The sequence below is a fragment of the Yersinia sp. IP36721 genome (assembly GCF_003634395.1).
Lineage (GTDB): Bacteria > Pseudomonadota > Gammaproteobacteria > Enterobacterales > Enterobacteriaceae > Yersinia > Yersinia entomophaga.
In genome coordinates this window covers 143170-164827 of the sequence record NZ_QCZL01000008.1, presented here as the reverse complement: position 1 = coordinate 164827, position 21658 = coordinate 143170, and the positions used below count along the sequence as shown (strand labels likewise).

Below are 21658 nucleotides of genomic sequence, written 5' to 3'. Positions count from 1 at the left end.
AGGGAACCCACTTAGTGGGCAGGCGATACGTGCGGAGGCGCGGATTGTTAAGGCTCGCGCTTACGAGCCTTAACTCGGTTGAGGCTGTTGAGGTGAGATATTCACCAAGCTAATATCAACCGAAACCAGATGCGGTTTTAGATATGAACTTCTACCATAACGCTTTTTAGCCGCGCGATATTAGCTTAGCCCCAGTGCCTTTTTCACACCCATTCCATAGTCTGGATGTACTTGCTCAAACAGCGCTATCTGACGGCGTTGAATCTCTTCTGGCACCTGCGAAAGTTCCCCAGCAATACGGGTAAACATGCGCTGATGTTCTTCTTCGCTCAACAGGTTAAATAAGGCCCGTGGCTGACTAAAATAGTCATCGTCATCGCGGTGATTCCAGTGATCCGCCGCACCGGTCAGCGTCAACGGTGGCTCGCTAAAATCAGGCTGCTCCTGGAATAAACCGAAGCTGTTCGGCTCATAGGTGGCGGTATTGCTGCTGTTTCCGTCCACGCGCATTGCGCCATCACGATGATAGTTGTGGAACGGGCATTTGGCGCCGTTAACCGGAATCTGATGGTGATTAACGCCTAAACGGTAACGATGCGCATCGCCGTAGGAGAACAGGCGACCTTGCAGCATTTTGTCTGGAGAGAAGCTAATGCCCGGAACCACGTTGGCCGGGTTGAACGCCGCTTGCTCCACTTCAGAGAAATAGTTCTCTGGGTTACGGTTCAGTTCGAAATATCCGACGTCAATCAGCGGATAGTCACCGTGTGGCCAAACTTTGGTTAAATCGAACGGATTGTACGGAACTTCCGAGGCTTCGTGCTCCGGCATAATCTGCACTTGCAGAGTCCAACGAGGGAAATCACCGCGCTCAATGGCTTCGTACAAATCGCGCTGAGAACTTTCCCGATCGGAACCGATCAGTTTTTCCGCTTCATCATCCATCAGGTTTTCAATGCCCTGCTGGCAACGGAAATGGAATTTCACCCAATAACGCTCGTTCTGATTGTTGATAAAGCTAAAGGTGTGGCTGCCGAAACCGTGCATATGACGGTAGGATTTTGGTAGGCCGCGATCGCTGAAATCGATAGTTAACTGGTGAAGTGATTCAGGAAGCTGAGAGAAGAAATCCCATTTGTAGGTTGGGTTACGCAAGTTGGTTCGCGGATCGCGTTTGACCACATGGTTCAAATCCGGGAATTTCAACGGGTCGCGCAGATAAAACACCGGCGTATCGTTGCCCACTAAGTCCCAGTTACCTTCTTCGGTATAAAACTTCATGGCAAAACCGCGAATATCCCGCTCTGCGTCAGCAGCGCCGCGTTCACCGGCTACCGTTGAAAAACGCACGAACATATCGGTTTTCTTACCGATCTGAGAGAAAATCTTAGCGCGAGTATACTTGGTTATATCGTGAGTAACGGTAAAGGTACCGTAAGCGCCAGAGCCTTTGGCGTGCATCCGGCGCTCAGGGATCACTTCCCGATCAAAGTGAGCTAATTTCTCAAGAAACCAGACATCTTGCAGTAACATCGGGCCGCGAGGGCCTGCGGTCACCACGTTATTGTTGTCGACAACGGGTGCGCCTGCTGCCGTAGTTAGTCCTTTCTTTTTGCTCATCATGTTCTCCAGTATCGCTGTTGAATTGACTGCGGGTGTTGAAATGAGTCTGAGTGAGAGACTCTGTTAAAAATTGGACTTATTGCCAGATGACAAAGAATGACTTTAGCGAATCGCCGCTGACTGTTCTTTGATCCCCCCACTAGTTGTAGCTGTATAGGTCACCTTCGGCAAATAGATATAGGTTATCGCTGGGATTAAATCTACGGCGGAACGATTCATCGCATTTAGTTACAATCATATGAAATGATGAGTTATTTATTCGGTTTTTTCTGGCTTGTTATGGGAAGCTTTTCGGTTAAACTCATGGCGGGAAAGCTCTGTCGGCAAGTTGCGCGGCAGATAATTGAATAATAACGAGAGATTATATGAGAAAGACACTTATTGCCTGTGCAGCAAGTTTGCTGTTTGTAGCAGGTTCAGCCAGCGCGATCAGCGTCACCGCAGAAGCAGGACGTCATTACACTAACCTCGGTGTCGGTATGGGCACCAACAGCGGCGGCCTGGCTGTGAGCGGTAACTGGGCGCGTAGCGACCACGACGGTGACATGGGCAGCTTAGGTCTGGGCTTCAACCTGCCAATTGGCCCATTGATGGCGACCATTGGCGGTAAAGGTATCTATATGGCACCTGAAGACGGTAAAAACGGCGGCGCAATTGCCGTTGGCGGCGGGTTGAGCTATCCGATAACCAAATCATTCACTTTATACGGTGAAGGTTATGTAGCGCCAGAATCCCTGACCAGTGGGATGAAATCCTACACCGAAGCGAACGCCGGTGTGCGTTGGAGCGTGATTCGCCCGTTGACGGTAGATGTTGGTTATCGTTACATCAATATGGAAGGGAAAGAAGGCCGTCGGGATAACCGTCTGGCGGATGGCATGTATATCGGTGCCGGTCTAAACTTCTGATTTCATGCGTTGAAAACAAAACGGGCGCTGGGTGTGATACCCGCGCCCATTTTTTTATGTAGAGATACTCGGTTTCTATGTGGAGATACTAGGTATAAAACCTGTTATTTCAGTGTATTAACCCACTGCGGGTAATACCCCGGCGACAATACCGACCTGAATCGCAATCACGGTTACACCGCAGGTAAATACCAGTGCCAGAGCTGGTTTACCGCCCCAAACACGATAGTTTTTACCCTGATGCATCTGGCGCGCTTTCCAGGCCAGTAACGAAGGCAAAATCAGCGCCAGCACCGATAGGGCAACGGCGGCAAAGCCCAGCGCCATGACAAATCCGCGTGGGTAAAACAGGGCGAACAGCAGCGGTGGTAGGAAGGTTATTACGCCGGTTTGCAGTCGACCGCGCACCGTATTACGACGCTTAAATAAATCTGCCAGATAATCGAATAACCCTAAGGCTACGCCGAGGAATGAGGTCGCCAGCGCCAGGTCGGCAAACAGGTGTACCGCCAGTTCAACGTGCGGTGAGGCGACGACTTCACGCACGGCCTGTAATAAACCGTTCAGACCGGCCTGCTGCGCCAGAATACCGACAAAGGTATGAGAAGAAATCGCGCCCAGCGTCGCTAATTGCCAGAAAATATAAGCGATTAATGGAATGGCGCTGCCGATGATAAACACCCAGCGCAGTTTGCGAATATTACCGCCCATATAATTGACGATACTTGGTACGCTGCCGTGGAAGCCGAAAGAGGTGAAAATCACCGGAATGGCAGACAGCGCCAGCCCTTGCTCCAAGGGTAAGGTCAGCAGGTTGGCTTTTTCCACGTGCGGCATCATTAATGCCAGCATTACCACGAGGAAAATAATTTTCGCGCTGAATAAAATTCGGTTAAATAAATCGACTGAATGGGTGCCAATGCACACAACTCCACCGGCTATCAACGTGAATAGCAGTACGCCGAGATAGGTCGGGAAGCTCTGCTCTGTCCATTGGCTGATACTGGTTGCCAAAAGCTCACCGGCGCCGCTGATATAGGCAGAGGTCAAGGCGTACATCAAAAACATCATGCTAAAGCCGGTTAACCACTGACCACGGCTGCCTAGATAGCGTTTGGCCAAAGTGCCCAGACCGGTATCAGCCGCTTCGTGTTGATATACTTCAACCAATAATAATGCGGTGTAGCACATCAATAGCCAAAGGGAGACCAGAAGGGTCAAGGTTACGCTGAAACCCACGCCAGCGGCAGCAAGCGGCATCGCCAGCATCCCTGCACCAATTGTGGTTCCCGCCACGATAAAAATACTGCCAAGAGTGCGATTCTTCACGCTTTCCTCTGCTAACCGACATTTTATTGAAATTATTGAGTGCAGCAGAGTAGATGATCCCATTAATTCTGTCAAATCGACGTTACAACTGATGTAAAATTATGTTTACACTCGGTTGTTGTTTGATTTATCAGGTTTTATTTTAAAGTTGTTGCGGGCGCGGTGGAAAGAGTAGAAAAGATTGTGTTTCACCGAGGCTGTTCTTAAAGTGTGAGTAAGGGAATTTGCGGAGAGAAAAATGCTGAGAATTGAGATGTTAAGCACCGGCGATGAAGTATTGCACGGGCAAATCGTGGACACCAACGCCGCCTGGTTGGCGGACTATCTGTTTACTCAAGGATTGCCGATGAGCAGCCGGGAAACGGTAGGTGACGATTTGGAAGCGCTCATCGCCGTACTGCTAGAACGCAGCCATGTAGCCGATGTTCTGATCGTCAACGGCGGGTTGGGGCCGACCAGCGACGATTTAAGCGCGCTGGCGGCAGCACGAGCCTGCGGGGTGGAACTGATCGAACATCCACAGTGGATTGCCCGTATGGAAGCGTTTTTCGCCGAGCGCGGAAGAGTGATGTCCGCCACTAATCGCAAACAGGCACACATACCGGCCAACGCTGAAATGCTGGATAACCCCGTGGGAACTGCCTGCGGTTTTGCGTTCCAACTGAATAAATGTCAGATGTTTTTCACTCCGGGCGTGCCTTCTGAATTCAAAGTGATGGTGGAGCAGCAGATTGTGCCGCGTTTACGGGAAAGTTTTCCGCAGATTGCGCCACCGCTTTGTTTACGTATGACCACCTTTGGCCGTTCGGAAAGCGATTTGGCGATGGAGCTAGACCCGCTGCCGCTGCCGGAAGGCGCGGTGCTAGGTTATCGTTCTTCCGCCCCTATTATTGAGCTGAAACTGACCGGCCCGGCTTCACAGCGTTCGGCGATGGAAGAAGTCTGGCAGCAGGTGCGTCAGGTGGCCGGTGAAAGCCTGATTTATGAAGGCACAGAGGGATTACCAGCGTTGGTTGCCGGGCAGTTGAATCAGCGCGGATTAACGCTGGCGCTCAGTGAGCAATTTACCGGCGGGCTGATCAATTTACAGCTACAAAGCGTGCAGGCACCTTTAGCCGGTGGGGAATTGCTGCCGTTATCCTGTGTGGAAACTTTGCCTGAGCTTGCCGCCCGCGCTCAGTCGTTGGCTGCCCTGTGCGGTGCGCCGTTGGTATTGGCGGTTAGCGCAATGAAAGGTGAAAATCTTAGCGTAGCCTTACATACGCCAAACGGTACTTTCGGACAGACGGTTCGCTCTCAGGCCAGCCGTCACGGGTTAAGAATTCGACAGGAAACGAGCGCGATGCTGGGCCTGGAAATGCTGCGTCGCTGGCTGGCAGGAGGCAAAGTCTGCGGTCAGCACGGCTGGCTGACGGTGATTGAAATGCTGTGATATCACGGCGCAAACAAAAAAGCAGACAGTGCCATCACTCTGTCTGCTTTTTATCTATTTCGTCGATTTTTATTGCCGCCGCGGATTATTTTTCCTGCGCGCTGTGTACTTCCTTACTGGCTTCCCACAGACGATATTTCACTTCCACGCCTTGAGGCACGTATACCACGATTGGCAGGCGGCTGTTATAACGCTGCATGGTATAGTTACCCAGATTGGCGGTAACAAATGCCGGATGTTTAGCGCTTTCTGGGCAGGCCATCTGGGTTGATAAAACTCCAGAAATTTCATTCATTACCAGATAGTCATAACCCCAGCCATCCAAAGTATGGGATTCTAACTTGCCGCCCAACATATGGTGGTTACAGTCAACTTCCAGATTTTTGCCAATCAACAATTCAACTTTAAAGCGATCTTCATCAGGCCGCTGCGGCAGATAAATAACATGGCGGCTCATACCTGTTTCAGCGGCTGGGAAGGGCGCGATTTTTTCCAGCGGCTGCTGTTCTGGTGCCGCATTGTCTGCGGCGATAGCTCCGGCGGAGGCGGCAAGCAGTAAACCGGCGATCAGGGAAAATGTTTTATTCATATTGATTTCTCCTTGCGATTAATGCCGATAATTTTAACACAAAAGTATCATAAGGTTAGTATATGCAATTGGCTATAATCATATTATTCATAGATGATTATAGCCCTGATTTTTTGTTAAAATGCTGAATATAATTTTACAATGCTCGTTTTATAAAATGAAAAACTAAATTTTGTCTTATTATACCTCCTCATAGTACAAGGTATGTATGTGCCCAATGATTCCAAGGGTACGTGATTCCATATTTCTATTCATTATTGTTAATGAATGAATATTTTTTTATATATTGATTTACTGTAATTGTAATAAGGAGAGGCTATGAATGTTGGTATGACATCAGGCGTTTATCAGATTAATAATTCAATGGAAAACGTCGCTGAAATTAAACGTGGTTCTCAGTTCACTCATTCGTTGGCTAAACTTTTAACTAAAGTAAAAAATGTCTACATTTCACTTGTTACCTCGGTGAGGTCATCAGCAGTATCGAAAGGGGAAGATAAAACTTCCCCTGAAGTGAAATCAGAAGGACGGTTACAAAAATTGCTAACCGGAATTAAACAATTATTTGGCTCTTTATCCACATCCTTTAATATCGACAAATCAAAATCATCAGCAGCGAGTTTTACGTTACACAGTCTATTTGATATTAAGGAGGTAGAGCGCGGCGATGGGATTGAAAAACTTTGTAAAAAAATAAAAGAGACTGCAAAGCATGAAGATATTCTTACTATGTTTAGGACGTCACCGTCGAGCGATGATGCACAAGAAATAAAACAAAAAAGGTTTGGCTTCGAACAATTTTGTTCAAGTCAGAATTGTACTCCTGAGGTTTTGTCCTCAATTTTCAAAAAAGAGATGAGTCATCTTTTGCCTAAATTAGATAATAATGATTTTAAGCGTCTTCCTGATATTCATCCCGAAAATAAACAAACGCTTGATGATTGCAAAAACGCGGTACGGAATGTCTTGATAGAGAAAATTAATCAGATGCCTGCGGATAAAATAAAACTTGTGGTTATGATGCTCAATACGCTAGCAGAAGTTAAAAAAGTGGCAATAGATAAAGAGGACCATACTCTAAGAGACATCAATGGACTTAACCGCTATGTGATTCCCCATTTGATTGGTGATGATCTTGAATCTCGCTATTTAGAAAAAATACCCGGTACCAATAAGATGATGAAAGATGATATTGAAGCTAAGTTAACTACGCCATTTAATCACTGGCAACATCTATCTATAGCGCAATCTGGTTACGTACAGGTATTTAACTGAGATAAAAGTTGGGTGGTGATATGTTTAATAAAAAACCGCGCTAGGGGCGCGGTCATCAGTAGTTTACTTTGTTTTATCTGTCTGCCTGAAAAAGTGCGTTGCAGACTAAATTTCCAGCTCAATATCACCCACCGGTTGGCAGCAGCAGGGGAGAATTTCCCCTTCTTGTACAAAGGCCAGCGGTTGCTGGGCGTAGCAAACTTCGCCTTTTAGCAAACGGATACGACAAGAACCGCAATAGCCCGAGCGGCATTGGTATTCGACCTGAATCTGATGCTGCTCCAGCACTTCCAACAGGTTGGATTCATTATCGGGATAGGGCAACTGCGTACCTGAAGTACGCAGATTGATAATAGATTTTTCCATGCAATTAAAGCTGGAAATCACTCAAATCGTCGGCGCTGACTTCGGAATCAATCTGACCGACCAGATAGGAGCTAACTTCCACTTCCTGCGGGGCAACCTGCACGTTGTCTGACACTAACCAGGAGTTAATCCATGGAATCGGGTTGGTGCGGGTTTTAAACGGAATGCCTAAACCTACGGCCTGCATACGGATATTGGTGATGTATTCCACGTATTGACACAGAATATCTTTATTCAGGCCGATCATCGAACCGTCGCGGAACAGGTATTCTGCCCATTCTTTTTCTTGCTGCGCGGCTAGTACGAATAGGTCGTAACACTGTTGCTGACATTCTTCGGCAATTTCAGCCATTTCCGGATCGTCTGCACCGGAGCGCATCAGGTTAAGAATATGTTGAGTGCCGGTCAGATGCAGAGCTTCGTCGCGGGCAATCATTTTGATGATCTTGGCATTGCCTTCCATCAGTTCGCGCTCGGCGAAGGCGAAAGAACAGGCGAAGCTAACGTAGAAGCGAATCGCTTCCAGCGCATTGACGCTCATCAGGCACAGATACAGCTGCTTTTTCAGCTCGCGCAGGTTAACGACCACGGTTTTACCGTTGACCTGATGGGTGCCTTCCCCCAGTAAATGGTAATAGCTGGTCATTTCAATCAGATCATCGTAATAAGCCGAAATATCTTTAGCGCGTTTCAGAATTTCTTCATTTGTCACGATATCGTCAAATACCACCGCCGGATCGTTCACGATATTGCGAATAATATGGGTGTAAGAACGAGAGTGAATCGTTTCCGAGAACGACCAGGTTTCTACCCAGGTTTCCAGTTCAGGAATGGAAATCAGCGGCAATAAAGCCACGTTCGGGCTACGACCTTGAATGGAATCCAGCAGCGTTTGATATTTCAGATTGCTGATAAAAATGTGTTTTTCGTGTTCCGGCAACGCGTTGTAATCGATGCGATCGCGGGAAACGTCAATTTCTTCAGGGCGCCAGAAGAAAGAAAGTTGCTTTTCAATCAGCTTCTCGAAAATTGGGTGTTTCTGTTGGTCGAAACGTGCCACGTTAACGGACTGACCAAGAAACATGGGTTCGAGTAACTGGTTGTTTTTGTTCTGAGAAAAAGTGGTATAGGCCATGATGTCCTCGAGGATATCGCAAAAGGCAAAAAGAAATGGCCCTCAGGATGACTCGATTTTTGCGCGGCCGAAACGGCAGGGCGCAAAATGATCAACCGCCAGCCAATCGCTGAATGGATTGTCCGGCGGGAGGGCCTTAACTAAAAATCAAATCTTACACGCACCGCCTTCGCAGTCGTCGTCTCCGGGCTGACCCTGAATGTCTTCCTGCACATCGTCAGCCCCGTCGCGGGTGTTTTGATAATACAGTGTCTTCACACCAAATTTATAGGTGGTCAGCAGGTCTTTTAGCAATTGCTTCATCGGCACTTTGCCTGATGGGAAACGAGCCGGATCGTAATTGGTATTAGCTGAAATGGCCTGATCGACGAATTTCTGCATTAAACCGACCAATTGCAGGTAGCCATCGTTATTTGGCATTTCCCACAGCAGTTCGTAAGCCTCTTTCAGGCGTTCATACTCAGGAACAACCTGACGCAAAATACCGTCTTTCGAGGCTTTGATACTGACATAGCCGCGCGGTGGCTCAATACCGTTGGTGGCATTGGAGATCTGCGAAGAAGTTTCTGATGGCATCAGGGCAGACAGCGTGGAGTTACGCAGGCCGAATTCCTGAATATCTTTACGCAGCGTTTCCCAATCGTAGTGCAGTGGCTCATCGCTGATCGCGTCCAAATCTTTCTTATAGGTATCGATCGGCAGAATACCTTGAGAATAAGTGGTTTCGTTAAACCACTGGCATGCGCCTTGCTCACGCGCTAACTGATTAGACGCTTTCAGCAGGTAATACTGAATGGCTTCAAAGGTACGGTGAGTCAGGTTATTTGCGCTGCCATCGGAGTAACGCACGCCGTTTTTCGCCAGATAGTAAGCGTAGTTAATCACGCCGACGCCCAGAGTACGACGACCCATAGCGCCACGGCGAGCCGCTTCGATCGGGTAATCCTGATAGTCCAACAAGGCATCCAGCGCGCGAACGGCCAGAATAGCCAGGTCTTCTAATTCATCCAGGCTATCAATTGCGCCGAGGTTGAAGGCAGACAGCGTACAAAGCGCAATTTCACCGTTCGGATCGTTGATGTCGTTCAGCGGTTTGGTCGGCAGCGCGATTTCCAGGCACAGGTTGGACTGGCGTACCGGCGCAATCTTCGGATCAAACGGGCTGTGGGTGTTGCAATGGTCAACGTTCTGAATGTAGATGCGGCCAGTTGATGCACGTTCCTGCATCATCAGGGAGAACAGTTCCACCGCTTTGACGCGTTGCTGACGGATGCTGCTGTCCTGCTCGTACTGGGTATACAGACGTTCGAATGCTTCCTGATCGGCGAAGAAGGCGTCATACAGCCCCGGTACGTCGGACGGGCTGAATAAAGTGATGTCGCCGCCTTGCAGCAGACGTTGATACATCAGCTTGTTGATTTGTACGCCGTAATCCATGTGGCGAACGCGGTTTCCTTCCACCCCACGGTTATTTTTCAACACCAGCAGGCTTTCAACTTCCAGATGCCACATCGGGTAGAACAGGGTGGCTGCGCCGCCGCGAACGCCGCCCTGCGAGCAGGATTTCACCGCGGTCTGGAAATGCTTGTAGAACGGAATACAGCCGGTGTGGAAAGCTTCGCCGCCGCGAATTGGGCTACCCAGCGCACGGATACGACCGGCGTTGATACCGATACCGGCGCGTTGAGAAACGTATTTCACAATGGCGCTAGAAGTGGCGTTGATAGAATCCAGGCTGTCGCCGCACTCGATCAGTACGCAAGAGCTGAACTGACGGGTAGGAGTACGTACGCCGGACATAATCGGCGTCGGCAGTGAAATCTTGAAGGTGGACACTGCATCATAGAAACGCTTGATGTAATCCATGCGGGTATCACGCGGGTAGCCGGAGAACAGGCAGGCCGCAACCAGGATATACAGGAATTGGGCGCTTTCGTAGATTTCACCGGTAACGCGGTTCTGTACCAGATATTTCCCTTCCAACTGCTTAACCGCAGCGTAGGAGAAGTTCATATCGCGCCAGTGGTCAATAAAACCGTCCATCTGCTCGAAGTCTTCAGCGGTGTAGTCTTCCAGCAGATGCTTATCGTATTTGCCCATGTCGACCATTTTGCTGACGTGGTCAAACAGTTTTGGCGGCTCAAACTGGCCGTAGGCTTTTTTACGCAGATGGAAAATCGCTAGACGCGCGGCCAGATATTGGTAATCCGGTGCGTCACGGGAGATCAAATCCGCTGCGGCTTTGATAATAGTTTCATGGATATCGGCGGTTTTGATGCCATCATAAAACTGGATGTGAGAACGTAATTCTACTTGAGATACTGAGACGTTATGTAAACCTTCCGCGGCCCAGTCGATGACTCGGTGGATTTTATCAAGGTTGATGCGCTCTTTGCTGCCATCGCGTTTAGTAACAAGTAGACTTTGGTTCATGTGTTCTTGACCTTTTTTCCCCTGTTCAGCCTACATAAAACACAAGTCTATGCTCTCCTTGATTGCAGTAATCATTGAGGGCAGTAGTGCATTGTTCAGTATGTAAACACTATATGTGGGGGTAGTATGTTGGTGAGATAACAAGATAGTGAGAAACGACGATTTTAGCAAGTGAACAAAACCGACGAATTGTGTGGATAACTTGGGGGTGAAATGTTACCAACGGCTTACAACCTGCGTCAGCACTGGAGATCTTGCTCCCTCAGTCTGGGGGATAAGATTTTACCGAAAATCTTAAAAATTTGATTGTTTGACGCTTTATTAAACGTTAGAAAAAAACGCGATAAGGTCTCTGTTTTAATGTCAAAAAAAGCGGCTTGGATCGCATTTTTCTGTTGACGGCGCATAAATCAACGTATTTCGGATAGAAGCTGATCAATCTGATAAAAATTCGGGCGACGCGCAGTTGGCCGCCATCGCCCTTAAAGCTATGAACTATTCAACGCTACCCATTAAGACTCTCTTGATCCCTTTGGGTGTGTAGCATGTAGTTGACGTCTACGTTGCGACCGAGCTTAAAGTGATCGGTCAGAGGATTATAATGCAGGCCAATAATTTGCTTTTCTCGTAGCGGAGTTTGGTCGATCCAACCGATCAATTCTGACGGACGAATGAATTTTTTCGAGTCGTGAGTGCCTTTCGGTACCATTTTCAAAATGTATTCAGCGCCAACTACCGCCATCAGCCAGGATTTGGTATTGCGGTTAATGGTAGAGAAGAATACGTGGCCGCCGGGTTTAACCAAACGGGCGCAGGCGCGAATCACCGAAGCCGGATCTGGAACGTGCTCAAGCATCTCCATGCAGGTCACTACATCGTACTGCTGCGGATGCGCTTCAGCGTGAGACTCGACGGTTTCTTGTACGTAATCGAGCTTGACGCCGGTTTCCAAGGCGTGCAAACGAGCCACTTGCAGCGGCTCGGTGCCCATATCCAGCCCGGTGACTACTGCGCCTTCCCGCGCCATACTTTCCGCCAAAATGCCGCCGCCGCAGCCGACATCCAGAACTTTCTTACCGAAAATACCGTCTGCGCGTTGCAAAATATAGTTCAGTCGCAACGGATTTATCCGATGAAGGGGTTTGAATTCACCTTCTAAATCCCACCAACGGGAGGCGACGGCCTCGAACTTGGCGATCTCGCTTTCATCAACGTTAGGGCGGTTTGCTGGGGTTTCTGCACGCATGGCTGAATATCACTCCTCTATCTCTTTGCGCGGATTATACATGCTCCCCGCAGATTGGCGCAGTTTTGTATCGTCAGCCTAAGTTTCATCGGAAGCTTGTGGAACAGGAATTCGAGGATAAACTTGGCATATTCACGTCTGTAGTTTCCCCAAAATCTGCGGTTTGTGATATAGTTTCGTACCTTTGAATCCGGTAATTAGTAGAGGGATAGCGGCTCAATGAGCGACCTTGCCAGAGAAATAACACCGGTCAACATCGAAGAAGAGTTGAAAAACTCCTATTTGGATTATGCGATGTCCGTGATTGTGGGACGTGCGCTACCAGATGTTCGAGATGGATTGAAGCCGGTACACCGTCGCGTTCTGTTTGCGATGAATGTACTGGGTAACGACTGGAATAAACCATACAAAAAATCGGCCCGTGTAGTTGGGGACGTTATCGGTAAATATCACCCGCATGGTGACAGCGCGGTCTACGACACAATTGTGCGTATGGCTCAGCCGTTCTCACTGCGCTATATGCTGGTGGATGGGCAGGGCAACTTCGGTTCCGTTGACGGCGACTCCGCCGCGGCGATGCGTTATACCGAAGTGCGCATGTCAAAAATTGCTCACGAACTGCTGTCGGATCTGGAAAAAGATACCGTCGATTACGTGCCTAACTACGATGGCACCGAGCAGATTCCTGCCGTCATGCCAACTCGCATACCGAACCTGCTGGTCAACGGCGCGTCGGGTATTGCCGTCGGTATGGCAACCAACATTCCGCCGCATAACCTTTCTGAGGTTATCGATGGCTGTCTGGCGTATATCGAAGATGAAAACATCACCATTGAAGGGTTGATGGAACACATCCCAGGGCCAGATTTCCCAACGGGCGCCATTATCAATGGTCGCCGTGGTATTGAAGAAGCTTATCGTACTGGCCGTGGCAAAGTGTATGTCCGCGCCCGTGCTGAAGTGGAAGCTGATGCTAAAACCGGTCGCGAAACCATCATTGTTCACGAGATTCCGTATCAGGTGAACAAAGCGCGGCTGATTGAAAAAATCGCCGAGCTGGTGAAAGAGAAACGCGTCGAAGGCATTAGTGCGCTGCGCGACGAGTCTGATAAAGACGGTATGCGCATCGTTATCGAAGTGAAACGCGACGCGGTTGGGGAAGTGGTTCTTAACAACCTGTATTCTCTGACTCAATTGCAGGTCACTTTCGGTATGAACATGGTTGCCTTGTCTCAGGGCCAGCCAAAATTACTGAATCTGAAAGATATTCTGGTGGCATTCGTGCGTCACCGCCGCGAAGTGGTTACACGCCGGACTATCTTTGAACTGCGTAAAGCCCGCGACCGTGCTCATATCCTGGAAGCGCTGGCGATTGCACTGGCTAACATCGATCCGATTATCGAACTGATTCGCCGTGCGGCAACGCCTGCCGAAGCAAAAGCCGGTTTAATTGCCAATCCGTGGGAACTGGGTAACGTTGCTTCCATGCTGGAACGTGCTGGCGATGATGCTGCGCGCCCGGAATGGTTGGAACCAGAGTTTGGTATCCGCGACGGCAAATATTACCTCACCGAGCAACAGGCTCAGGCGATTCTGGATCTGCGTTTGCAGAAACTGACCGGTCTGGAGCATGAGAAACTGCTGGATGAGTATAAAGAACTGCTGACTTTGATCGCTGAGCTGATCTTTATTCTGGAAAACCCAGAGCGCTTGATGGAAGTGATTCGCGAAGAATTAGTGGCGATCAAAGAACAGTACAGTGACGCACGTCGTACTGAAATTACCGCTAATACTTCCGATATCAACATCGAAGACCTGATCAGTCAGGAAGACGTGGTTGTGACGCTATCCCATCAGGGTTACGTCAAATACCAGCCGCTTTCTGATTACGAAGCGCAGCGTCGCGGCGGTAAAGGTAAATCAGCAGCCCGTATCAAAGAAGAAGACTTCATCGATCGCCTGCTGGTTGCCAATACCCACGACACTATTCTGTGCTTCTCCAGCCGTGGTCGTCTGTACTGGATGAAGGTGTACCAATTGCCAGAAGCCAGCCGCGGTGCTCGTGGTCGCCCAATCGTTAACCTGCTGCCGTTAGAGCCGAATGAGCGTATTACCGCTATTCTGCCGGTGCGGGAATACGAAGAAGGGCGTCACGTCTTTATGGCAACCGCCAGCGGTACCGTGAAGAAAACTGCGCTGACCGAATTCAGCCGCCCTCGCAGCGCCGGCATTATTGCCGTCAATCTGAACGAAGGCGATGAGCTGATCGGCGTCGATCTGACCGATGGTAGCAACGAAGTCATGTTGTTCTCCACCGAAGGTAAAGTGGTTCGTTTCCCAGAAGAACAGGTTCGTTCGATGGGTCGAACCGCGACCGGCGTGCGCGGGATTAACCTGAATGGCGATGACCGCGTCGTGTCACTGATTATCCCTCGGGGTGACGGTGAGATTCTGACGGTGACAGAGAACGGCTACGGTAAACGTACTGCGGTAGAAGAATATCCTACCAAGTCTCGTGCAACGCAGGGCGTTATCTCCATCAAAGTCAGTGAGCGTAATGGTAAAGTGGTCGGTGCGGTTCAGGTTGCGCCAACTGACCAAATCATGATGATCACCGATGCCGGTACTTTGGTGCGTACTCGCGTTTCAGAAGTCAGCATTGTGGGCCGTAATACCCAGGGTGTGACGTTGATTCGTACTGCTGAAGACGAGCACGTTGTCGGCCTGCAACGAGTTGCAGAGCCAGAAGACGACGATGAGGATGAAGCACTTGAAGGTGAAGAAGGCAGCGCAGAGAACTCTGAGCTGCCAGCAGCACCGGAAGATGATGCCAACGACGCGCCGGAAGACGACAACGGATAATGTTAAAACAGGTGCGGAAAATCGCGCCTGTTATTGACTGCTGTGATGAAAAGACAAGCCAGCCTCAGTGCTGGCTTTTTTATGTGTTATCGGTAGTGTATTCTGTTAGCAGAACTGCCCATCCGGCAACGTTTTCACCATGGTATCCGATTGAAATATCTTTCTTCTTTTCGAACAACGCTAAAAATATCCCGCTATTTATTCCGGGTACTTGCCGTTATGCTGTGGTCGCTAGGCGCACTGCTGACCACCTTCTATATCCTGAATATTCTGAATGAGAAAAAATCGGATATTCGTCAGGAATATAATACCAATTTCGAACAGGCGCAGAATTACATCCGGCATTCTGCTGATATTATCCGTGATATCAGATATATGGCGGAAAATCGCCTCAGCGAGCTCAGTAATTCCGTCGAGATACGCAGCAATGGCATGGCGCATAAAGCCGGTGAGCCAAAATATTATCCGCTTAATGTCAACGCTGAATGTGGCGATCTGCGTTCTTCGTACCATTCTTCGCTGGAATCGCTGAGCGATCTGATTCTGTACTGGAAAGAGAACTTTGCCGCTGCGTACGACCTTAACCGGATCTTTTTCGTTGGCGCTGAAAGCCGCTGTCTGGTTGATTTCAATATACGTAATACGCCGTTGGATCAGAAAAACCTGCTTTCCGCTCTGCATGAACATATGCAGAAATATATGGATGCGAAAAATCAGGATAAAGACAACACTCTGTATTTTGTGGTGCCCGGCGCGCGCTCAGATACCGGTTATCTTTATGTGCTAACGCCGGTGTTTATTGGCAATAAGCTGGAAGCGTTGATTGGTACTGAGCAGACGATTCGTCTGGAGGACTTTATCTCAGCGGGAACCTTGCCGATTGGCGTTACTTTGCTCGATCAGAATAATGAGCCGGTGCTTCGTCTGGCTACCGGCGAACGCTATGCCTCTATGCTGGATGAATATCCGGACTCACCCTCCTATTTTGGCTATGCAGATGATTATAACGACCTGATCCTAAAGAAGAATTTACTGCCTTCATCGCTTAGCATTGCTTATTCATTGCCGGTGAAAACCGTGGTTGAACGTTTTAAGATGTTGATTTTTAACGCGCTGCTACTCAATGCTTTGTCTGCGGTTGTGATTTTTACTTTAGCCTGGGTATTTGAACGCAAAATGTTCCGCCCGGCAGAAAATAACGCTTCGCAGCTGGAAGAACACGAGCAATTTAACCGGAAAATCGTAGCTTCCGCGCCGGTGGGGATCAGCATTTTGCGGCTCAGCGATGGGACTAATATCCTGAGTAATGAGTTGGCTCATAACTATATTAATTTGCTGACCAACGAAGACCGGGAACGCATTACGCGAATTATCTGCGATCAGCAGGCTAATTTTGTCGATGTGATGACCAGTAATAACAATAATTTGCAAATCAGCTTCGTCCATTCCCGCTATCGTAATGAAGACGTGGCGATCTGTGTACTGGTGGACGTCAGTTCGCGGGTCAAAATGGAAGAGTCGTTACAGGAAATGGCCGCCGCCGCCGAGCAGGCTAGCCAGTCCAAGTCCATGTTTTTGGCTACGGTTAGCCACGAATTGCGCACGCCGCTGTATGGCATTATCGGCAACTTGGATTTACTACAAACCAAGGAGCTGCCGCCGGGCGTGGACCGCTTGGTCACGGCGATGAATAACTCTTCCGGTTTACTGCTGAAAATCATCAGCGATATTTTGGATTTCTCCAAAATCGAGTCAGAACAGCTAAAAATCGAGCCTCAGCCCTTCTCCTGCGTGGAAGTGATTACTCATATTACTGCGAACTATTTGCCGCTGGTGGTGAAAAAACGGCTTGGCCTGTACTGCTTTATTGAGCCTAACGTTCCGGTCATGATGAACGGCGATCCGGTGCGTTTACAGCAGGTCATATCCAACTTATTGAATAACGCCATTAAATTCACCGATACCGGCTGCATTATTGTGCAGGTCAGGCTGCACGGTCTGTATTTGGAATTCCGCGTACAGGATACCGGCGTTGGTATTAATGCGAAAGAAATCAATCAGTTATTTGACCCCTTCTTTCAGGTCGGTACTGGCGTACAGCGCCACTTCCAGGGAACGGGGTTGGGGCTGGCGATCTGCGAAAAGCTGATCAATATGATGGATGGCGATGTTGAGGTGAATTCCGAACCGGGTATCGGCAGCGTATTTTCAATCCGAATTCCGCTATATAACGCGACGTTACCGACGCCTCCGACTGGCAAATGCTGGAAGGGGAAGACTTTGCTGATGGAAGTGCGGAACGCCCGCCTCGAATCTTATCTGACCAGCCTGTTTTGCAGTTACGGCGCAGATATTCAGCGTTACAACGGTCAGGCAACCCGTGGGGATGAGGTGCTGATTACCGATTACATTCCGCAAGTCGCCACGCCGCTGTTGGCGCGAATTCATTTTTCTATCGAACATATTGGTTTACCGCAGGAAACCCGGCCAGGCTACTGGGTGGTCAGCACTTCAACGCTGCTGGAAGCCGTTCCTCTGTTGCATCGAATTTTGCTGGATGTATCGATTATGACGTCCACGCCGCTGCAATTACCGGTGCCGGATAAAGATAATCAGGTAGATAATAGCGATATGCGTATTCTGGTGGTAGATGACCATCCGATAAACCGTCGTTTATTAGCTGACCAGCTAACGTCCTTAGGTTATCAGGTGCTTACGGCTAATGACGGCATTGATGCATTGACGGTATTGGGTAGCAATCCTATTGATATCGTGTTGACAGATGTCAATATGCCAAATATGGATGGTTATCGCCTGACCCAATGTTTGCGCGAACAGGAGCTGCATTTCCCAGTGATTGGTGTAACGGCTAATGCGCTGGCGGAAGAGAAGCAACGCTGTCTGGATGCGGGAATGGATGACTGTCTGTCTAAGCCGGTGACGCTGGATACGCTGCGACAAATGCTTAATCACTACAGTGAAAAGGTGCGGCAGGGGCGGTGAGTGGATTTGAAATAATAAACCCGACGCGAGAAAGCCGGGTTTATTGGTAGGAAAACCGCTTTATTACCCTTTATATTACTCTTTATCAACCTGGCTGATGCTGACGGAAGACAGGTAATTTAGCAGGGCAATATCGTTATCCACACCCAGTTTCAGCATGGCTGATTTTTTCTGGCTACTGATGGTTTTGATGCTGCGGTTCAGTTTCCGGGCGATCTCTGTCACCAGGAAGCCTTCGGCAAACAGGCGCAACACTTCGCTTTCTTTTGGAGAAAGACGTTTGTCGCCGTAGCCGTTAGCGCTGATTTTTTCCAACAGTTTAGCCACGCTTTCCGGGGTGAATTTTTTCCCTTTCTGCAATGCGGCCAAGGCTTTGGGTAAATCGGTCGGCGCACCTTGTTTGAGCACAATCCCATCGATATCCAGATCCAAAACGGTGCTGAGAATCGCCGGGTTATTATTCATGGTCAAAACAATAATGGCCAGATGCGGAAAATGACGCTTGATATATTTGATCAACGTAATCCCGTCACCGTACTTGTCTCCAGGCATGGAGAGGTCGGTAATCAGAACGTTGGCATCAAGTTTTGACAAGCTGTTTATCAGTGCAGTGGAGTCTTCAAACTCACCGACTACATTTACCCATTCAATTTGTTCTAGTGATTTCCGAATGCCAAACAAAACGATTGGATGGTCATCTGCAATAATTACATTAAGGTTGTTCATGTTATGGGTTACCTTGCTGCAACAGCCTACTGACGAACGAATCAATCTGGCTGATGCTAGTTTCGATCTTCAACTGATCGCCGTTTGCGATATGCTGTTCTAATGTTTCACACAGTTGCTTGCCGAGAACCAGATTCAACATAGCAAACACGCCTTTCAATCGGTGCGCGGTCTGCGAGAGCGATATAAAATCACGTTGCTGGGCCTCAGTATACAGTTTCTTCAAATCTACCGGTACTGTCTCAACAAACAGCGCATAATAGTCACTAGATTTTAACTGTTGCTCATATCCGGAAATATCATCCTCGACAGGGTTTTCTTCCGCTGTTTCCACGCTATGAGCGGACTCATAGGAAGAAATCTGCTGCTCTATCAGTAACAGAATGGCGTCTATCACCGCGCTGCCAAGGTTGTAGTTAACCCGAATATAGTTCTGTTGCAACTGTTGTAAACCCGGCTCGTCTGAAGTCAGTAAGAGGGTATAAGGCGCATAGTTTTGCGGGTTATCCGTTAACATTACGTCATACTCCCTGCCCGGCAGACGATCGTCTGCAATAATACAATTTGCACCGAACGCATTCAGTAGCGTAGTCACGATGGATTTCACTTCATCTGAAGTAATATCCAGCATCACGGTTACGCCATCTAGTAATTTCTCCTCTTCATCTTCTTGATTTTCGTGCAATCCCATAGCAACGCGGACGGTGTAACGGGTACCGATGTCCACTTTACTGCGGATTTCCAGCTGCCCGTTCATTTTTTTGCATAACTGATTGCACAAAAAGAACGTCAGACCAGAGCCCTGACTATAGCGATCAACCAGCGTTTGGCTTAGGAACGGATAGCTGAGATTACTGATTTCTTCGTCTGAAATACCGGCACCGGTATCCACAATCTGAATAGTCAGTAACTCTGGATGCTCAGGTTCATGTTTCACCGTTAAGGTAATTTTACCGTAGCTGGTGGTCACAATGGCATAGTTCAGCAACAACGCTAGCACTTTACGCAATGCACGTTCATCACCGATATAGGTTTTGTCTACATCTGCCAAATAATGGTTGAATAAACTCAATCCTTTTCGGTTTATGGACGGCAAAGCTTGCAGCAATAGCTCATCGATCAGTCTGGATAGCGAGAAATTCTGCTGTTCCGGTTGCCAATCCTGCGTTTCCAGACGGGTGAGCAGAGTGATGTTATCGATGAGCGTTAGCACGCTATCTGAATGCTGAACCAACTCGTTGACTAGAGACTCACGTAACTCTGGATCGGTGTCCGGATGCTGTAGCAACCGGTGCGCTAGCTGATTTAACATGCTAACCGGTTGATTCAGCTCGATGCCCAGATTATGCAACATCAGCTTCCGCGCCTGTAGATTCTTATCGTATTCGCGCCGCGCCATTTGCAGTTTTTTGTTCACCAGTACTTCTTTATCCTGATCGTGCAGCAGGAAAAGGTAAGTTTTTGGGGATAATCGACTGCGGAACATTCGTATTTCATATACTTCGTTGTTAACCGTTCCCTGAATGACCCCGTGATGCTGTTCTGCCATATGGGCAATTTTTTGCAAATTAAGATGAGGCAGCAAGTGCTCGGCAATTTTGTTGCTGGCCACCAGCTTACTGGTCGCAAAGTTATATACCAGTAATCCTAAAGGCAGGCTGGCAATAATTTCCTGATTCAGAGACTTCTGTGCTTCCAATTGCTCGGCCATATCTTCACCGGGGCGAACATACTGATGGCGAATCAAATAGATGCACAGCAGCGTCAGGCCGAATAAGAACAGATTAGTTAAGATCAGCCAGGAATTATTGCGCGCCAGATCGAGGGCCAGACCGGTCAAGGGAACGCGATACACTACTTTGAGCGAGGCATTGGCCAGCGGAGCGGCAAACTCCAGCCATGAACCGTTAATGGCTACCGAGGCGGTAGCCAAATCTTCCGGAGCCATCCCGCCATCGCCAATTGGCGTGTTGTCCGGCTGGAGCAGGAAGCTGGAGCGCGCCATATTGACTGGAATCAGATCGTTAATCGGCAAATCAAAGGCGATAACCGTCGCCAGATGGCCGGGATGGTTGAAGGTGGTTCTGAGCGTAAAATAATAGGCATTTTGAAAACGCTGTTTACGTAACGGAGAAAAACTTTCCCGCTCATCCAGCGTATTGGCCTGTTGCAGCATTTCCGCCCGGCGAGACTCAGCGGACGCTGTCAGGTAGGTTTCCTTAAAGCGGGTGGTGAGCTCTTTTAGCGACTGAGTCGTAATCAGGATCAGGCTGTTATCCTGCCCGTTCAGGTAGTACATGGAAAAGGTGTCGCTCTGTGAACCCCAGCGGCTATCCAGATAGTTTGACATACGCAAAGTCATGCCCAGCGTGGCTCTATCATGATTACCGAAAATCACCGCATCAGTTTTAGCTCTGGGTTTTTCAATGAAATAAACATCAGGCCGCAGGCGGGTTTCTTCTACACCCGCGGGTAGCACCTCATCGGCATCATTGTAGGCGGGATTGGTCGCCAACTCGTAAATCTGATAGGTATTGTAGCGATAATCATCAATACGCTGCTGCAAGCTGGTAGCGATATTATTCAGAGCAAACTTTTTTTCTGCCAGATATGCGTTGGTATAGTTGTAGCCGTAGAGACCCACGGCGATCAGCAATAGCAGGATAAACAGCCAAAAACAGCGGGCGATATTGGTCAGGCTAAGAGGTAACGAATTATTTTGCATAGGGAT

Annotated in this window: 14 protein-coding genes; 5 read left to right on the top strand and 9 right to left on the bottom strand. The window is 48.7% G+C overall.

Annotation, left to right across the window (positions count from 1 at the left end):
• Positions 1-180: 180 nt before the first annotated feature.
• Complete coding sequence (katA, locus tag DBA33_RS09400) at positions 181-1620, bottom strand: catalase KatA (protein WP_162975192.1); 1440 nt, start codon at positions 1618-1620, stop codon at positions 181-183.
• A gap of 368 nt (positions 1621-1988) precedes the next feature.
• On the opposite strand from katA, the gene DBA33_RS09395 reads away from it, so the two are divergent.
• A complete protein-coding gene (locus DBA33_RS09395; RefSeq protein WP_064517297.1) occupies positions 1989-2531 on the top strand; it encodes a YfaZ family outer membrane protein in 543 nt (180 codons plus the stop codon).
• A 117-nt stretch (positions 2532-2648) separates the two neighbouring features.
• Here the strand turns inward: DBA33_RS09395 and tyrP are convergent, their stop codons facing one another.
• Positions 2649-3860 (bottom strand): tyrosine transporter TyrP, encoded by a 1212-nt coding sequence (tyrP, locus tag DBA33_RS09390; protein ID WP_064517300.1) that lies wholly within the window; start codon positions 3858-3860, stop codon positions 2649-2651.
• Positions 3861-4098: 238 nt separating this feature from the next.
• On the opposite strand from tyrP, the gene DBA33_RS09385 reads away from it, so the two are divergent.
• A complete protein-coding gene (locus DBA33_RS09385; RefSeq protein WP_120806312.1) occupies positions 4099-5292 on the top strand; it encodes a nicotinamide mononucleotide deamidase-related protein YfaY in 1194 nt (397 codons plus the stop codon).
• An 85-nt stretch (positions 5293-5377) separates the two neighbouring features.
• Here DBA33_RS09385 and eco read toward each other — a convergent pair whose 3' ends face one another.
• Positions 5378-5881 carry a serine protease inhibitor ecotin gene (gene eco / locus DBA33_RS09380; protein ID WP_120806311.1) on the bottom strand — a complete coding sequence of 168 codons (504 nt, stop codon included), beginning with the start codon at positions 5879-5881 and terminating at the stop codon, positions 5378-5380.
• Between the two features lie 318 nt (positions 5882-6199).
• On the opposite strand from eco, the gene DBA33_RS09375 reads away from it, so the two are divergent.
• Entirely contained in the window at positions 6200-7156 is a 957-nt protein-coding gene (locus DBA33_RS09375) for a hypothetical protein (protein ID WP_064517308.1), read from the top strand.
• 105 nt (positions 7157-7261) lie between these two features.
• Here the strand turns inward: DBA33_RS09375 and yfaE are convergent, their stop codons facing one another.
• The 4 genes from yfaE to ubiG form a co-directional block, all read right to left on the bottom strand.
• Positions 7262-7522: a class I ribonucleotide reductase maintenance protein YfaE gene (yfaE, locus tag DBA33_RS09370; protein WP_120806309.1), complete on the bottom strand. Its 261-nt coding sequence runs from the start codon at positions 7520-7522 to the stop codon at positions 7262-7264.
• Between the two features lie 4 nt (positions 7523-7526).
• On the bottom strand, positions 7527-8657 hold the full coding sequence (gene nrdB, locus DBA33_RS09365) for a class Ia ribonucleoside-diphosphate reductase subunit beta (RefSeq protein WP_049597061.1): 1131 nt from the start codon (positions 8655-8657) through the stop codon (positions 7527-7529).
• Between the two features lie 147 nt (positions 8658-8804).
• The gene (gene nrdA / locus DBA33_RS09360; RefSeq protein WP_064517312.1) at positions 8805-11090 is read right to left on the bottom strand and encodes a class 1a ribonucleoside-diphosphate reductase subunit alpha; all 2286 of its coding nucleotides are present in this window, start codon (positions 11088-11090) and stop codon (positions 8805-8807) included.
• Between the two features lie 505 nt (positions 11091-11595).
• Positions 11596-12336 (bottom strand): bifunctional 2-polyprenyl-6-hydroxyphenol methylase/3-demethylubiquinol 3-O-methyltransferase UbiG, encoded by a 741-nt coding sequence (ubiG, locus tag DBA33_RS09355; RefSeq protein WP_064517315.1) that lies wholly within the window; start codon positions 12334-12336, stop codon positions 11596-11598.
• Positions 12337-12555: 219 nt separating this feature from the next.
• Between ubiG and gyrA the strand changes: the two genes are divergently transcribed.
• Together gyrA and rcsC are read left to right on the top strand one after the other, a co-directional pair.
• Entirely contained in the window at positions 12556-15198 is a 2643-nt protein-coding gene (gene gyrA / locus DBA33_RS09350) for a DNA topoisomerase (ATP-hydrolyzing) subunit A (protein WP_120806307.1), read from the top strand.
• A 150-nt stretch (positions 15199-15348) separates the two neighbouring features.
• A complete protein-coding gene (gene rcsC / locus DBA33_RS09345) occupies positions 15349-18201 on the top strand; it encodes a two-component system sensor histidine kinase RcsC (protein ID WP_064517320.1) in 2853 nt (950 codons plus the stop codon).
• 75 nt (positions 18202-18276) lie between these two features.
• Here the strand turns inward: rcsC and rcsB are convergent, their stop codons facing one another.
• On the bottom strand, positions 18277-18927 hold the full coding sequence (gene rcsB / locus DBA33_RS09340; protein ID WP_064517323.1) for a response regulator transcription factor RcsB: 651 nt from the start codon (positions 18925-18927) through the stop codon (positions 18277-18279).
• A 1-nt stretch (position 18928) separates the two neighbouring features.
• Positions 18929-21652, bottom strand: coding sequence for a phosphotransferase RcsD (rcsD, locus tag DBA33_RS09335; protein WP_064517325.1), 2724 nt, complete (start codon positions 21650-21652; stop codon positions 18929-18931).
• Positions 21653-21658 lie beyond the last annotated feature (6 nt).